Annotated in this window: 12 protein-coding genes; 3 read left to right on the plus strand and 9 right to left on the minus strand. The window is 74.7% G+C overall.

Translation table 11 applies throughout. The features are described from left to right. Positions 1-126: 126 nt before the first annotated feature. Positions 127-789, minus strand: a complete 663-nt coding sequence (locus ACZ52J_RS13990) for a DUF3105 domain-containing protein (protein WP_360499241.1) — start codon at positions 787-789, stop codon at positions 127-129. Between the two features lie 103 nt (positions 790-892). Beyond that, a complete protein-coding gene (locus ACZ52J_RS13995) occupies positions 893-1,468 on the minus strand; it encodes a hypothetical protein (protein WP_465618545.1) in 576 nt (191 codons plus the stop codon). Positions 1,469-1,797: 329 nt separating this feature from the next. Here ACZ52J_RS13995 and ACZ52J_RS14000 point away from each other — a divergent pair, with 329 nt between their 5' ends. Next, positions 1,798-3,465 carry a PP2C family serine/threonine-protein phosphatase gene (locus tag ACZ52J_RS14000; protein WP_465618547.1) on the plus strand — a complete coding sequence of 556 codons (1,668 nt, stop codon included), beginning with the start codon at positions 1,798-1,800 and terminating at the stop codon, positions 3,463-3,465. 43 nt (positions 3,466-3,508) lie between these two features. On the opposite strand, the gene ACZ52J_RS14005 is transcribed toward ACZ52J_RS14000, so the two are convergent. The 4 genes from ACZ52J_RS14005 to ACZ52J_RS14020 form a co-directional block, all read right to left on the minus strand. After that, positions 3,509-4,108, minus strand: coding sequence for a TetR/AcrR family transcriptional regulator (locus ACZ52J_RS14005; protein ID WP_465618549.1), 600 nt, complete (start codon positions 4,106-4,108; stop codon positions 3,509-3,511). Positions 4,109-4,190: 82 nt separating this feature from the next. Next, a complete protein-coding gene (locus ACZ52J_RS14010) occupies positions 4,191-5,237 on the minus strand; it encodes an agmatine deiminase family protein (protein ID WP_465618551.1) in 1,047 nt (348 codons plus the stop codon). A 38-nt stretch (positions 5,238-5,275) separates the two neighbouring features. Then, positions 5,276-6,997: an urease subunit alpha gene (locus tag ACZ52J_RS14015; protein WP_360499251.1), complete on the minus strand. Its 1,722-nt coding sequence runs from the start codon at positions 6,995-6,997 to the stop codon at positions 5,276-5,278. Further along, positions 6,994-7,704, minus strand: coding sequence for an urease subunit gamma (locus tag ACZ52J_RS14020; RefSeq protein ID WP_465618553.1), 711 nt, complete (start codon positions 7,702-7,704; stop codon positions 6,994-6,996). The genes ACZ52J_RS14015 and ACZ52J_RS14020 overlap by 4 nt, the downstream gene beginning before the upstream one ends. A gap of 531 nt (positions 7,705-8,235) precedes the next feature. On the opposite strand from ACZ52J_RS14020, the gene ACZ52J_RS14025 reads away from it, so the two are divergent. Both ACZ52J_RS14025 and ACZ52J_RS14030 read left to right on the plus strand, forming a co-directional pair. Beyond that, complete coding sequence (locus ACZ52J_RS14025; protein ID WP_465618555.1) at positions 8,236-8,787, plus strand: ATP-binding protein; 552 nt, start codon at positions 8,236-8,238, stop codon at positions 8,785-8,787. Positions 8,788-9,191: 404 nt separating this feature from the next. Then, positions 9,192-11,480, plus strand: coding sequence for an ATP-binding SpoIIE family protein phosphatase (locus tag ACZ52J_RS14030; protein WP_360499256.1), 2,289 nt, complete (start codon positions 9,192-9,194; stop codon positions 11,478-11,480). Between the two features lie 158 nt (positions 11,481-11,638). Here ACZ52J_RS14030 and ACZ52J_RS14035 read toward each other — a convergent pair whose 3' ends face one another. From ACZ52J_RS14035 to ACZ52J_RS14045, 3 genes are all read right to left on the minus strand, one after another. Beyond that, positions 11,639-12,739, minus strand: coding sequence for a DUF2637 domain-containing protein (locus ACZ52J_RS14035; protein WP_360499258.1), 1,101 nt, complete (start codon positions 12,737-12,739; stop codon positions 11,639-11,641). Between the two features lie 214 nt (positions 12,740-12,953). Then, positions 12,954-13,949 carry a (2Fe-2S)-binding protein gene (locus ACZ52J_RS14040; protein WP_465618557.1) on the minus strand — a complete coding sequence of 332 codons (996 nt, stop codon included), beginning with the start codon at positions 13,947-13,949 and terminating at the stop codon, positions 12,954-12,956. Positions 13,950-14,115: 166 nt separating this feature from the next. After that, positions 14,116-14,958, minus strand: a complete 843-nt coding sequence (locus tag ACZ52J_RS14045; protein WP_465618559.1) for a hypothetical protein — start codon at positions 14,956-14,958, stop codon at positions 14,116-14,118. Between the last annotated feature and the right edge of the window lie 148 nt (positions 14,959-15,106).

A 15,106-nucleotide genomic window follows, 5' to 3' on the forward strand; every position in this document is an offset into this window, starting at 1 on the left:
GGCGCGGGGCCGCGCCCCCGCCGTCCTCGGCGGTGACGGCTCCGGTGACGGCCTCCGCAGCCGGGTCCACGGCCGTCTCCACGCCGTTCTCGGCCGCGGCCGCCTGGGGACGGCCCGCGTCGGCGGTCACATCTGCCCCATGGTGCAGGAGGCGCCCGGCTCCTGGGTCTGCTTGCCCTGGACGTACTTGGTGAAGAACTGGTTCACCCGGGGGTCGCTGGCGCTGTCCACGACCAGCTGGGTGCTCCAGGCGTTCAGGGTGATGGTGCCCTGCTCGTCCGGGTACGGGCTCATCAGCGAGTACGGAGTGGCCTTGACCTTGTCGGTCAAGGTCTTGATGTCGTCCGGGGTGGCCTTGCCGTTGTACGTCACCCAGACCGCGCCGTGCTCCAGCGAGTGGACGGCACGCTCGTTCTCGACCGGCTGGTCGTAGACGTGGCCCATGCAGTCCAGCCAGACCGCGTTGTGGTCGCCGCCGACCGGCGGGGTCATCGGGTAGGTGACCTTCTCCTTGACGTGGTTGCGGGTCAGGTCGCCGAAGGTCTTCACACCCGGGATGTCCGCGTTGGCGGCGGCTTCCTTGTCCTTCTTCTTCTGGTTCTGGTCCATGACGACCCAGGTGCCGGTGGCTATCGCGGCGATCACCAGCACACCGGCCACCACCGAAGCGACGACCTTGTTACGGCGGTCGCGGCGCTGCTCGGCGGCGCGCAGCTCGGCGATCCGGGCGCGGCGGTCGAGGCCGACCTGCTTGCCGCCGGACTTGTTGGACTGCTTGGCGGAACCCATGGTGGTGTCCTTGTCTCCGCCGCGCACAAGGTCGGTGGCGGCGGTCAGCTGGAGAGTGAGGCAGGGCGGATCCGTCGGCGGCTGGGCCGGCGGTGGGTTCCGCTCAGGACCGGTGGACCTGGAGTTCGTGCAGGTCGGGCGCCGGGTGCGAACCGTCCAGCAGGCCCGCGGGCACCACCCGGGGCAGCGCCTCGGGCGCGGCCGGGGTCACGGGTGACACGGCGGGCTGCGGCTGCGGCGGCGGATTCGGCAGCTGGGCGTCCTGCGGGCAGTACGGGTGGCTGGTGCAGCCGTTGTTGCGCGGGGGCTGGCCGTCGGCGGTGCAGAGGATCCAGTGCCCCTGCTCCTCGGCGATCCGCTGCTGGTCGGAGGCCTTCGAGGCCTTGCCGACCTCGGCGAGCTTCGCGGCCTTGGCGGGCTTGGTGGCCTGCTCGGCGTGGCCCGTGTGGGGCGCTTGTCCGGTCGCGACCTGGACGCTGACGACGCTGACGACGGTGAGGGCACTGGCCGGGGCGGCGGCCGGCACCGGACGGGCAGGCCCGTCCACCGCCTTCGCCGGACCCGCGCAGGGCAGCATCGACAACAGGGCGGCGAGCAGCAGGACCAACAGCGCACCCACCGGGCGGCCCGCCGGTGCGGCCCTCCCCGGTCGGGGTGAGCTGGGGGCCGACGCGGTCATGCGCACATTTAATCAGCCGAACGAGTGAAGCGATGCCCCCCACCGGCCCTCATTTTCGGGGGTCGGAACGCCCGGATGTCCAGGAAACACCCTGCTCCGGGCACATCCGGCAAGCACGGACGGAACGGAAGCGGGCCGGGCGGTGACGTCCCCGGTGAAGCGACCGGGCGCGGGCGACGAACCGGCTGGTCGGCGCGGTGGCCGGGATGTTCCGGTGGGTGACCGGTTGTCGCCGAAACCCGGACAGGGCCGTTGCACTTGGAGAACAATGACGTCGAGCCCGGCCCGCCGGGGGCGGCGCGACCACGGACCGAGGCAGGAGCCGCCAGATGAGCAAGCAGGGTGCACCCGCACAGCCGCACCGGCCCGACGACGGCTGGTGGGACACCGTCTACGACGGCCCGGCGGGCACCCTCCCGGACACCCCGCACGCCGACCCGGGGGACGGCAGCGTCGACGACTGGTTCGACACGGCGGCAGGGCTCATCGGGCAGCAGCGGTCGCCGGAGCCGGAGCCGGAGCCGGAGCCGGCCCCGGCTCCGGCGGCGGCGGAGGGTGAGCCGGAGCCCGCGCAGGACGGCCGCGACAGCCTCGACGACTGGTTCGACACGGCGGTCGGCGTGATCGACGGACCAGACGTGACCGACGGACCGGAGGGGATCGGGCGTCAGCGGACGTCCATGGAGACCCACCAGTTCCCGGCGCCCTCCTTCGCCGACGACGCGCCGAGGGCGGCGGCGGAGACGCCGGAGCCGGAGCCGGAGGAGGCGGCTGTTCCGCTCTCGCTGGAGAAGAACACCCCGCCGTCAGCCCCCGGGCCCGTCGTCGCCGAGGTTCCGGAACCTCCGGAGGTTCCGGAGGTTGCCGAGGTTTCAGAGGTTGCCGAGGTGCCTGAAGCGCCCGAGGCGGTGGCCGAGGCGCCCGAAGGACCCGAGGTACTCAAGGCAGCCACCCCCGACCCGACCCCCGAACCCGAGCCCGACCACGCACCGGCGCCCGAATCCGACCCGGCACCGGCACCTGTCACCGCCACCGTCCCCGACCCCCGCCTGGCCGTCCGCGCGCCGCTCGCCGACGGCGGGGCCACTGTCCCGCACGTCGGCGAACGCCCCCCGACCTACGGGCCCGAGCCGACGGCCGTACCGGAGGCGGACCCGGGCTCGCTGCGCTCGCTCGCCCCGGACACCGTGCTGGAGGGCGCGCAGTACGGGCCGTCCGTCCTGCGCGCCGTGTCCGTCCGGGGCGACTCCGCGCGCTACCGGGGCGAACCGCGCCGCGACTCCCTCCTGGTCACCCGCTTCGGCGACGGGCCCGACGGACTGCTGCTCGCCGTGCTCGGCGGCTTCGACCGGACGGGCGGCGCCGAGGACGACACGGTCACCGCGGAGGCCGTCGCCACCGCCGCCGGTGAGGCCTGCCGCCAACTCGCCGCCGCGATCGGGCGCAGCCGGGCCGGACTGGCCGCCGACCTGCGCGACGGTGCCCGGGACCGGCTCCGCTACGGGCTCCAGCGGCTGGCCACCGGAGCCGTCGCCCCGCTGCGCGCGCTGGCACCCCGGGCGGAGGGGGACGACAGCCCGTCGCCGGCCTCGCTGCACTGCCTGATGGTGTCGCTCGACCCGGCGGCGGGCTATCGCGCGGCCTTCGGTGTCGGCCCGGGCGGCCTGTACCTGCTGCGTTCCGGCCACTGGATCGACGCGTACGCGGCCCGGCTGCTGCACCACCCGGACGGCCAGCCGCCGGCGCCCGAGGCCCCGGTCCCGGACCCGCGCCCGTTCCGCTTCCGGCTCGTTCCCGCCACGCCGGGCGACATCCTGCTCCTCTGCACCCCCGGCCTGGCCCGCCCGATCGCCGACGAACCGGCCGTCGCCCATTTCCTCTCCACCCACTGGGCCCACCCGCACACCCCGGGCACCGTCGACTTCCTGCGCCAGGTCCAGGTCCGCGCCAAGGGTTACGCCGACGACCGCACCGCCGCCGCCGTCTGGACCGAGTGACGGTGGACCGGTCTGCCTATTTCGCCCCGGGAGCGGCCGTGGCTCAGGCGCGGAGGAGGATGCCGGTGACGGCGGTGGCCTGGGTGAGGGCGGCTGGGGGGTGGGAGTCGGGGAGGCCGATGGCGATGGGGACGGCGAGGCCGTCGAGGAGGGCGCGGATCTGGGTGGCGCGGTCGGCGGCGGGGCCCGGGGTGAAGTGGCCGGTGGCGGTGCCCTGTTCGATGAGGGTGACCAGGTCGGCCTGCCAGGGGGCTTCGATCTCCTGCTGTCCCCGGCGGATCTCGGCGCTCGCGGGGGAGCGGCCCCAGACTTCGACCCAGAGGATCCAGCGCGGGTCCCCCGCTCCCTCGGGCAGGTAGAGGCGCAGGTAGGCGTCGAGGCGCTGCCAGGGGTCGAGGGTGTGGTCAGCGAGGGTGTCGCGGCGGCGGGCGCCGAGCTGGTCCTCGCTCCAGCGGAGGGTTTCCAGCAGGAGCTGGTCCTTGCTGCCGAAGTAGTAGAGCAGGTGTCCGGCGCTCATCTGGAGCTGTTTGCCGAGTCCGGCCATGGTGAGCTTGGCGAGCCCGTGTTCGGCGATCGCGGCCCGGGCGGTGGCGAAGACCTCCTCGCGGGGGCGTGCGGGCCGGCGCGGGCGGGGGTCGGCCATGTGCGGTGCTCTCCCTGGGTGGAACGGTAGTTCGAAGGCTGCCGGAGCGGGGCGGTGGGCCCCGCTCCGGCAGCCCCGGGGGTCAGGCCTTGGGCTGCTGCTGGGTGATGCAGTGGATGCCGCCGCCGTTGGCGAAGATCTCGCGGGCGTCGACGAGTTCGACGGTGCGGCCCGGGTAGGCGCGGCCGAGGATGGCGGCGGCCTCCTGGTCGCGCGGGTCGGCGAAGGCGCACAGGATCACGGCGCCGTTGGCCACGTAGTGGTTGATGTAGGAGTAGTCGACCGGTTCGCCGTCCTCGTCCAGCAGGACGGTGGGGGCGGGCAGTTCGACGACCTCCAGCGGCCGGCCCTGGGCGTCCGTCGAGGCGCGCAGGACGGCGACGAGTTCCCGGCAGACCTCGTGGTCCGGGTGGGACGGGTCGGGCTGCACGTGGGCGACCACGACGCCGGGGCGCACGAAGGAGGCGACGATGTCGATGTGCCCGCGGGTGCCGAACTCGTCGTAGTCGCGGGTGAGTCCGCGCGGCAGCCAGATCGCCTTGGTGGTGCCGAGGAAGGCGTGCAGCTCGGCCTCGACCTCCTCCTTGGTCCAGTCGGCGTTGCGGCCCTCGCCGAGCTGGACGGTCTCGGTGAGCAGCACCGTGCCCTCGCCGTCGACGTGGATGCCGCCGCCCTCGTTGATCAGCCGGGAGGCGAAGCACTGAACCTCCGTCAGTTCGCCGATGTGCTCGGCGATGTGCTGGTCCTTGTCCCAGCGGGCCCAGGACTGCGCACCCCAGCCGTTGAAGATCCAGTCGGCGGCGGCCAGCGAGCCCTTGCCGTCGATCAGGAAGGACGGGCCGATGTCGCGCATCCACGCGTCGTTGAGCGGGCGCTCGACGATCTCGACCCGCTCGGAGACGTACTTGCGGGCCTCAGCCGTCTCACCGGTGTTGACGACCAGCGTCACCGGCTCGTACCGGACGATGGTGTCGGCGACGGCGGCCCAGGCCTCGCGGCCGGCGTGCAGCGCCTCGGGGGTGTCGAAGGTGGGGTTGGCGGTCGGGAAGGCCATCCAGGTGCGGTCGTGCGGGTGCCACTCGGCGGGCATCCGGTAGCCGAGGGAGGCGGGCGTGGGGGTGGTCATCATCAAGTCCTATGGGGGAGATCGGGGGAGATCCGGGGCGATCAGAGGAAGTAGAGACGGCTGAGCGAGACGCTGTCGGCCGGTTCGGAGCGCAGCGGTGAGCCGTCCAGCGAGACCAGCCCGGTCTCGGTGACCTCGACGTGGCCGACCCGGGCGTTGCGCACCATGTCGCGCGGCCCGATGCCGCGGGTGCCCCGGACGCCGACGCGGCGGCGGCGGGTGGGCAGCCCGTCGGCGGGGCGGTCGAGGTAGGCGCCGTCGGCGGCGGCCTGGGCGACGAAGGCCACCGAGATGTCGGCGGCGGTCGCGCCGTGGGCGCCGAACTGCGGCCCCAGGACGAGCGGTTCGCAGCGGTCGGTGGAGGCGTTGGGGTCGCCGACCACGCCGTACGCGGGGAAGCCGGCCTTGAGGACGAGCTGCGGCTTGGCCCCGAAGTGGTCCGGGCGCCACAGCACGATGTCGGCGAGCTTGCCGATCTCGATCGAGCCGACCTCGTGCGAGAGGCCGTGCGCGATGGCCGGGTTGATGGTGAGCTTGGCGATGTAGCGCAGTACGCGCTCGTTGTCGTCGCCGGTCTCCGTCGTCCCGTACGAGCCGGTGCCGTCGAGCGGGCCGAGTTCGGCCTTCATCTTCCCGGCCATGGCGAAGGTGCGGCGCACCGTCTCGCCGGCCCGGCCCATGCCCTGGGCGTCGGAGGAGGTGATCCCGATGACTCCGAGGTCGTGCAGCACGTCCTCGGCGCCCATGGTGCCGGCCCGGATGCGGTCGCGGGCCATCGCCGCGTCGCCGGGCAGGTCGACCTTGAGGTCGTGCGCGGAGACGATCATGCCGAAGTGCTCGCCGAGGGCGTCCCGGCCGAACGGCAGCGTCGGGTTGGTGGAGGAGCCGATGACGTTCGGCACGCCCGCCATCTTCAGTACGTTGGGGACGTGACCGCCGCCGCAGCCCTCGATGTGGAAGGCGTGGATGGTCCGGCCCTCCAGCACCTTCAGGGTGTCCTCGACGGAGAGGCACTCGTTCAGGCCGTCGGTGTGCAGGGCGACCTGGACGTCGTACTCCTCGGCGACCCGCAGCGCGGTGTCCAGCGCGCGGGTGTGCGCGCCCATGTCCTCGTGCACCTTGAAACCGGACGCGCCGCCCTCGGCCAGCGCCTCGACCAGCGGGGCCGGGTCGGAGGACGAACCGCGGCCCAGGAAGCCGATGTTGACCGGCCAGGCGTCGAAGGCGTTGAACGCGTGGCGCAGCGCCCACGGCGAGTTGACGCCGACGCCCCAGACCGGGCCGAACTCCTGGCCGATGATCGTGGTGACCCCGGAGGCCAGCGAGGCCTCCATGATCCGCGGCGAGAGCAGGTGGACGTGGGTGTCGATGGCGCCGGCGGTGGCGATCATGCCCTCGCCGGAGACGATCGTGGTGCCGGTGCCGACGACCACGTCCACCCCGTCCAGGGTGTCCGGGTTGCCGGCCCGCCCGATCGAGGCGATCCGGCCGCCGATCAGGCCGATCGAGGTCTTGCGGATGCCCTGGACCGCGTCGATCACCAGCACGTTGCTGATCACGACGTCGCAGGTGTCGCGGACGGCGGCGGGCTTGAGGTGCAGGCCGTCGCGGGCGGTCTTGCCGAAGCCGGCCAGGAACTCGTCGCCGGGCGCCTGGGAGTCGGACTCGACGCGGACGATCAGACCGCTGTCGCCGAGCCGGATCCGGTCCCCGGCGCGCGGGCCGTGCACGGAGATGTAGTCATGGGGGGTGATCGCCGTCATGAGGGCACCTCCGCGTCGTCGAAGCTGGTCAGGTAGCCGGTCGCGCGGGCCTTGGCCAGGGCGGCCTCCTTCGCGCCCGGCGCGTCCAGGGGCCCGTCCACGAGCCCCGCGAAGCCGATCGCGACCCGCTCGCCGCCGATCGGCACCAGGCCGACCTCGACGGTGGCGCCCGGGTCGAAGCGCACCGAGGAACCCGCCGGGACGGCCAGGTGGGTGCCGTAGGCGGCGGCGCGGTCGAAGGCCAGGCGCGGGTTGGCCTCGAAGAAGTGGAAGTGCGAGGTGACCGAGATCGGCACCTCGGAGGTGTTGTGGACGGGGAGCAGCAGCGTCTCCTCGACCGGGTCGTAACCGGCGCCGTCGCCGATCAGCGCGCCGCCGGGGGCCTCGTCGCCGAGCGAGCCGGCGCCCTGGAACGGGTCGTTGACGACGGCGAGGCGGGTGCCGTCGTCGAAGACGGCCTCGACCTGGACGACGGTGACCACGTCGGGCACGCCGGGCAGTACGTCGTCGGCGGTCAGCACGGAGCGGCCGGCCTCGATGGCCTCGGCCAGGCGCCGGCCGTCGCGGGCGGCCTCGCAGACGGCGTCCGCGATCAGGGCGGTGGCCTCGGGGATGTTGAGGCGTACGCCCCGGGCTCGGCGGGCGCGGGCCAGTTCGGCTGCTGTGAAGATCAGCAGCCGGTCCCGCTCGGTGGGGGTCAGTCGCACGGTTCCTCGCTCGCGGTCGCCGGGGGAGGGGGTCGGCTCGGGGGCCGGGGGGCTTCCCGGGGGTGATGTTAGAACGGCGTTCAAACATCTCGGGCCATTGAACCCGGCCCGGGGCGCCCTGTCCAGCGTTGCCGGTCCGCGCGGGTTCGGCTTCCTGGGCGGCGGATGGGGGTGAGAGGCGGCGGCCGGGGTGACGGGCAGGGGTGACGGGCAGGGCGGAAGGGGAGGGGGCGCGGGCGGGAGCAGGGTCGGGGGCGCGGGGTCGGGGGCGCGGCCCGTACGGGCGCCGGGTGTGCGCGGGATCGAGTGGCGGCGGCTTCGAAATCGCCTCTGTGCTTCGCAAACCTGTCCGGCGCGGGCAGTTGGATCACGCGGACCTCCCCGTGCCCCTTTCACCCCACGTGATCGGACGCACACTGTTGCAAACGCCGTCAACTGGGCATGAGGATGGTGGTCAGATCGAGGGGGCCACCCGGCCGGCGGGGGATCCGGAGGCGGGGGCCCGGATTTCAGGGCGGGGGCATTGTGGTGATGGACGGTCAGTCGCGATTCCCGCGGCAGCGGACGAGTTCGGGCGACGCCTACCGGTCCGGCCCGGTCCAGGGTGCGGTCGGCAACACCGGGACGGTCGGCGCCACCGGCACCGCCGGGGCCACCGGGACGGCCCTGCCGGGCACACCGGCCCCCGGGTGCGCGCTGCACCGCCGGCTGCACCTGACGCTCGACCCGGCCGACCTGGTCGCGGTCGGCTCGGTCCGGCGACGACTGCGCTCGGCGCTGGACCGCTGGGGGGTGCCGGAGCTGTCCGACACCGCCGAGCTGCTCTCCTCCGAGCTGGTCACCAACGCGCTGCTGCACACCACCAAGGGCGCGGTCTTCGACGCGGTGCTCGGCTCGGACCACCGGCTGCGCATCGAGGTGCAGGACGGCACGAGCAGGCTGCCCGGGCGCCGCCGCGCCCCGGAGGCCGAGTACGCGACCTCGGGGCGCGGCCTGCTGCTGGTGGAGGCGCTCGCGGACTCCTGGGGCGTGCAGCTGAGAGGCGACGGCAAGGTCACCTGGTTCGAACTCGCGTTGCCCTGAGCCCGGCCGCCGCGGCCGTACGATTGTTCGCGGCCGATTGATTCGCCGGCGAAGGAAGCCCTGAACAGAAGGCGGAGCGGAAGATTTCCGGACCGTTGGCATTGCCGCTCGGCGGAACATTGGCCAGGATGGTGGGAATGTGTGTCCACGTGCGGGAAGTAGCGGGGAGACCGTACCTCGACTGACCACCGTCCGTCGGCACCGTCCTATCCAGCACGACCCATCACACCGCCACGCGGCCCGTCCGAACGGTCGGCGCGGTCCGCCACGGCAGCGGCAGGAGCAGCATGCCCACTGAGCCCGAGTCGCCGGGGCCGGCGCTTCCTCCCGGCGCGTCCGCCGTAGAGCCGCGAGCCGTGGAGCCCAGAACCGCAGAGCCGCGAGCCGTGGAGCCGTCGCGAGCCGTGGAGTCCGCAACCATCGAGCCGACCCTCCCCGAGCAGCCGACCGTCCCCGAGCCGTGGAGCCCCGGACAGCCCCTCGTCGGCCCCACCACCGCCGGGACGGGCCGGGCCCGGCCGCCCGCGCAGTCGACCCGGCGAAGCCCCGCGGTGCGCCCGTCGCCGAGCCTCGCCGCCGCCCGGCTGGCCCCCGTGCTGACCGGCGGACTGCCGCCCGCCTCCGCCGACTCCATGCCGGACTGGCTGGAGCCCGCGATGGCTGCCAACGGCATCGGGTCCTTCGACTGGGACATCCGCCGCGACGTCCTGGAGGGCGACCAGCGGGCCTGCACGATCATCGGCCTGGACGGCCCGGGGCAGGCCCGCTTCGACCGCACCGCCACCTCCTTCCTGGCCCTGCTGCACCCCGAGGACGCGCCGGTGGTGCGTCGCCGGGTCGAGCGCGCGGTCGCCGAGCTCGGCCAGTGCGGCGCCTACTACCGCACCGTCGGGCCGAACGGCACCATGCGCGCGGTGCGTTTCCGCGGCCGGGTGCTCGCGGACGCCTTCGGCCGCGCCTCCCGGATGGTCGGCTTCGTCTGGGACGCCACCGTCGAGCTGCACAAGCGCGACCTCGCCGACCGGATGGCCCTGCTGCGCGAGGACCGCTCCCGGTTCATCAAGGAGGCGGCGCGCGCCCTCTCCGAAGCCGTCACCGTCCGTGACGTGGCCCGGGTGTTCACCGAGCTGCCGCTGCCCGGCCTGCCGCCGGACGGCCTGGTGCTGGCCTCCTTCGAGGCCGGACGGGCCCGGATCCTCGGCGCCTTCGGCTACCGCGCCGACGCGCTGGCGGTCTGGGACCGCACCGTGCTGCCCGCCGGCCACCCGGCCGCCGAGGCGCTGCGGCACCGCGCGCCGGTGTTCGTCTCGACCCGCGAGGAGTTCCGCGCCGGCTACCCCGAGGTGTGGGGGCCGACCAGCCGCACCGGCCGCGGCTCCTGGGCGTACCTGCCGCTGGTGGCCAGCGGCCGGGCGATCGGCGTCTGCGTGGTCAGCTTCGACGACGAGCGCGAGCTGGACGCGGACGAGCGCACCCTGCTGTCCACCCTGGGCGGGCTGGTCGCCCAGTCGCTGGCCCGGGCCCGGCTGCACGACGCCGAGCACGAGCTGGCGGCCGGCCTGCAGCGGGTGATGCTGCCGCGCACCGTCCCCTCCGTGCCGGGCGTGACCACCGCCGTGCGCTACCTCGCGGCCGGCTCCGGCCTGCAGATCGGCGGCGACTGGTACGACGTGGTGCCGCTGCCCGGCGGGCACGTCGGCCTGGTGATCGGCGACGTCCAGGGGCACGACGTGCACGCCGCCGGGATCATGGGCCAGCTGCGGATCGCGCTGCGCGCCTACGCGGCCGAGGGCCACCCGCCCGCCGCCGTGATGGCCCGCGCCTCCCGCTTCCTCGCCGACCTGGACACCGACCACTTCGCGACCTGCACCTACGCTGAGGTCAACGTGGACTACGGCGTGGTCTACGCGGTCCGGGCCGGCCACCTCGACCCGGTGGTGCGCCGCGCGGACGGCACCGCCGCCGTGGTGCCGGTGGCCGGCGGGCTGCCGCTGGGCATCGATCCGGACCAGGAGTACCGGGTCACCCGGTTCAGCCTGGACCCGGGCGAGACCGTGCTGCTCTGTACCGACGGCCTGGTCGAGGCACGCGGCATGGACCTGGACGAGGGCATCGCCCGGCTCACCCAGGTGCTCGCCCGCCCGCTGCCGCCCGCCGGGGAGGCGGCCCGCGACCCGCTGGACGAGCTGGCCGAGCGGATCGCCTCCCAGGCCGCCGACTCCAGCGAGCGCGAGGACGACATAGCGCTGCTGCTCCTGCGCTGGGACGGCCCGGCGGGCGGGCTCGCCGCCCAGCAGCTGCGCCGCCGGATCGGCCAGGCCGACCTGGCGCGGGTCGCCGAGGTGCGGGCCGAGCTGCGTGACGCGCTGCGCCGCTGGGGCGTCGCCGAGTTCATCGACACCGCCGAACTGCTCTCCTCCGAGCTGGTCACCAACGCCATCCGGCACACCGACCGGGACGCCATGTTCACCGCCCGGCTCTACCGGGAGCCCGAGGAGGACGGCGGGCGGGCCCGGCTGCGGGTCGAGGTGGAGGACGAGTCGGACCTGTGGCCGACCCGCCGGACCCCGGGGGAGCAGGCCTCCTCAGGCCGCGGGCTGATGCTGGTCGAGGCGCTCGCGGACTCCTGGGGCGTGGAGCCCCGCGGGTCCGGCAAGCGGATGTGGTTCGAGCTCAGCGGGGCGGCGGCCTGAACACCCGCGGGGCCCGGGCAACCGGGGTGGCCTGAGCAACCGAGCGGCCTGAGCACCCGGGGCGCCCCGGGTGCTCAGGCCGCTCGGGCGCCGACGCTCCTGCGGGGGGGCCGACGGCGCCCTGGCGGATCATCGGGCCCCGGGGCGTCGACAGGGCGTCAGCCGAACTGCTGCTCCAGGTCCTTCAGCTTGCGCTCCAGCGAGTCCAGCCGGGGCAGCGTGACGGTGTCCTCCTCCAGGGTGAGGTCGATGGTGCGCCGCTCCGGGCGGGCCGGCAGGCCGGGCTGGACCACGGTGCCCTCGGCGGGCTCGACCTCGGCGGGCTCGACCTCGCGCGGAGCGGCGGGCCGTTCCACCTCGGGGCGGCCCGCCCGGCGCCGTCCGGTGGCGGCGGGCCGGTCGGCCCCGGGCCCGTCGGCTATGGCGGGCTCCGAGCCGGACTCCAGCTGCCGCGCGGCGCCGCCGCCGCGGCGCCAGGTGCTGTGGGAGCGGTTGATCGCCCGGATCTCGGCCCGCTCGCGGCGCCCGGCCAGCCTGCGGCGCTCCTTGTCCAGGGCGCGCTCCCGCTTGTCGTCGCGGACCTCCTCGACCGCCTCGTCCAGGCTGCGCACGCCCTCCAGGAGCATCAGCGACCAGGCCGCGTAGGTCTCGCGCGGGGCGCGCAGCCAGCGGACGATGCGGATCTGTGGCAGCGGCCGGGGGACCAGCCCCTGTTCGCGCAGCGCGGCCCGGCGGGTCTGCTTCAGCGCCCGGTCGAACAGGACCGCCGCCGAGAGGGACATGCCGGAGAAGAACTGCGGGGACCCGGCGTGGCCGAAGCCGCGTGGTGCGTGCACCCAGTTGAACCAGGCCGAGGCGCCCGCGAAGATCCAGACCAGCAGCCGGGAGCCGAACGCCGCGTCGCCGTGGCTGGCCTCGCGGACGGCGAGCACCGAGCAGAACATCGCGGCGCCGTCGAGCCCGAAGGGGACGAGGTACTCCCAGCCGCCGGAGAGGTTGAGGTTCTGTACGCCGAAGCCGACCAGCCCGTGGAAGGAGAGCGCGGCGGCGACGGCGGCGCAGCAGAACAGCAGCGTGTACGAGGCGGCGCCGTACAGGGATTCCTTGCGGCGGCGCCGTTCCTCGGCGCGCTCCCAGGAATCCGCGCCGGTGGCGTTGACGGATCCCCGGTTGCGGAGCAGGGCCACCAGGAGCGCGCTGACCAGTAGCCCCGCGACTACGGTGACGGCCCACCCGAGCGGTATGTCGGACAATTTCATCGCCGGAACCAGCCTCGCTTTCCTGCGTCGCGTTCCTGCGTCGTGATGGCGGGGACCATCATGGCCGATGCTCGGCGGAGGAATGGCCGATTCGCCGTCAATGCGCTGGGGAGAGGGATTTCTGACGCGGCAGCAAAAAGATTGTCTGATAAATCTGAAGCGGATTGTTCCTGGAATTCCGGGCTTTCCGGATCTGGAGTCGGACGAATGTTCGTCAACTCCGCGTGACGCGTGGGCAGCCGCCGCACATCTCCTGCGGTTCCACGGTGTAGACGAGGCAGCAGCTGGCCCGGGCCCGGTCCGTACTCGAAGCGTCGACGCATCCGGGCGCCGGGGGCGCGAAGCCGGCGCCCGGGGTGAAGGGGGCCGGGGCGGGGGCGGGGCCGCCGTCCGCGCCGGGCGCGCACGCGGGCCTGCCGGGCGCCAGCAGCGCGGACAGCTCGGCGCGCGCCCGCTCCGCCTCCCCGAGCAGCCCGCCCGCGTGGCAGAGCCCCTCCACCACCGCGTCCGTGGCCATCGCCCACAGCACCCGGGGTCCACGCCGCGCCTCCGGGCGGAAGGCGGCCAGCACCGGCGTCAGGAACCCGCCCAGCGCGCACCGCAGTTCGGCGGCCAGCGCGTCCTCATCCGGCGCCGTACGGGCCTGCGGCGCGGCGGCCGCCGGGTCGTCCGGCAGACAGGCGAACGCCGTCGGGCGGACCGTCAGCTCCATCGCGCCGGGCCGCCGGCGCAGCGAGACGTCCCCGAGGGCGAGCAGCGGGACGCGCCGCTGCAGGAACCACGGCAGCGTGAACAGCAGCGAGACCGGCCAGACGAAGCGGTGCAGCCCGAAGCCGGCCGCGACGTCCGGGCGCAGCGGCCGCCCGTAGCGGGCGAGGCCCTGCCGGGCGTCATGGGCGATCAGCTCGCGCACCGCCTCGGGGCGGGCGGCCAGGTCGGCGGCGGGCAGCCAGCCGCCGCCGCGTCGGGGCGGGGCGCAGCGCACGCTCAGGACGGGGGTGAGCCCGGCCAGCCGGTGGTACGCGGGGGCGCCCGGGGCGTCGAGTGGTGCGGCGGGGGTGGGGGTGGGCGCGGTGGTGCTGCGGGGAGTCGGTGGGGTGGGGGCGGGTCGGGGGCTGGTCGGCGAGGGGGAGGCCGGCGCGGGGGTGTGCGCCCCGGGGGTGCGGGGGGCGCACGGCGTGGGGCCGGGCCTGGCGCTGCTCGCGGTCATGGGTGGGCCCCATCGGGTCGACCGGGGCCGCCCATGGACCGCCCGGCGGTGCCCGGCGGCGCGGTGGTGCGTGCCGGGCGCGGCCGGACCGGGGCATGGCGGTGCCCGGGGAACGGCAAGGCGACCCGGCCGGGGCACTGCTCGCCCCAGCCAGGTTAGGCTCACCTTAGCTGATTGTTCCCTGGGTTTCGCTGGTGGTGCGCCCGTCCGGGGGAGGCCCCGGCGCGCGGGCGGCGCCCAGCTGGCGTGCGAGCCAGACCGGGACCCCGCCCAGGGCGTGCACCAGCCGGGTCGCCTCGGCGTGCAGCCGGGCGGCCTCGTCCGGTTCGGACACCTCGGCGAGCGCCGCGAGCGCCGGAGCCACCCCCACCGTGAAGCCGAGTTGCTCGCGCAGCCGCAGGGAGGCGTCGAAGGCCTCGCGGGCGTTGGCGCGGTCCCCACGGGAGAGCGCCAGCGCGCCCAGGTGACGCCAGGTGTACGAGCGCAGCAGTTCGTCCCCGCGCTCGCCGGCGCCCTCGTGCGCCCGGCGGTAGGCGATCCAGGCGGCACCGCGGTCGCGTAGCAGGTTCTCGGCGACCAGGCCGCGTCGGAAGTCCAGCAGTGGGCGGCCGGGCGCGTCCGGCGGCAGCAGGGCCGAGGTGCGGCCGAGTGCGGCCTGGGCCTCGTCCAGCCGGTCCCGCGGCCCGAGCACACTCGCCACGTACGCGAGGAAGCCGCGGGCGCAGGAGGCGGCCGCGCGCTGTTCGGTGCCGGCCGCCAGTGCCTCCGCCAGGCGTAACGCCTGCTCCGCCTGGGTCCAGTGCGTGGCGGTGAACAGGCACTGCTCGATGAGGAGTTCGGCCCGTCCGAGGGCCGCTGCCGGGTCCTGTTCGGCGGCCGGGCGCAACAGTTCGGCTGCCTCCTGCCAGCACCCCCGGGACCTCAGTCGCCACACGGTGTCGCCCGGCTCCTCCGCTGCTGCCCGCCCCCGCCCGTTCGGGCCGCTCGGGCCCCATCCGTGCTCTGACAACGCCACCTCCTTGTGTGCGCCATCCAGCAGGGCACGGACCTGCCCCTGGGGCCCTGCCGCCACGACCGTGCGCATGGCAACGGCAGGGCGAAAGGCCCGCGCTGTGGCGGCAATTCAACACGGGGGTGAGCTTGTGCACCAGATCACG

It is taken from the genome of Kitasatospora sp. NPDC034035, assembly GCF_055575755.1.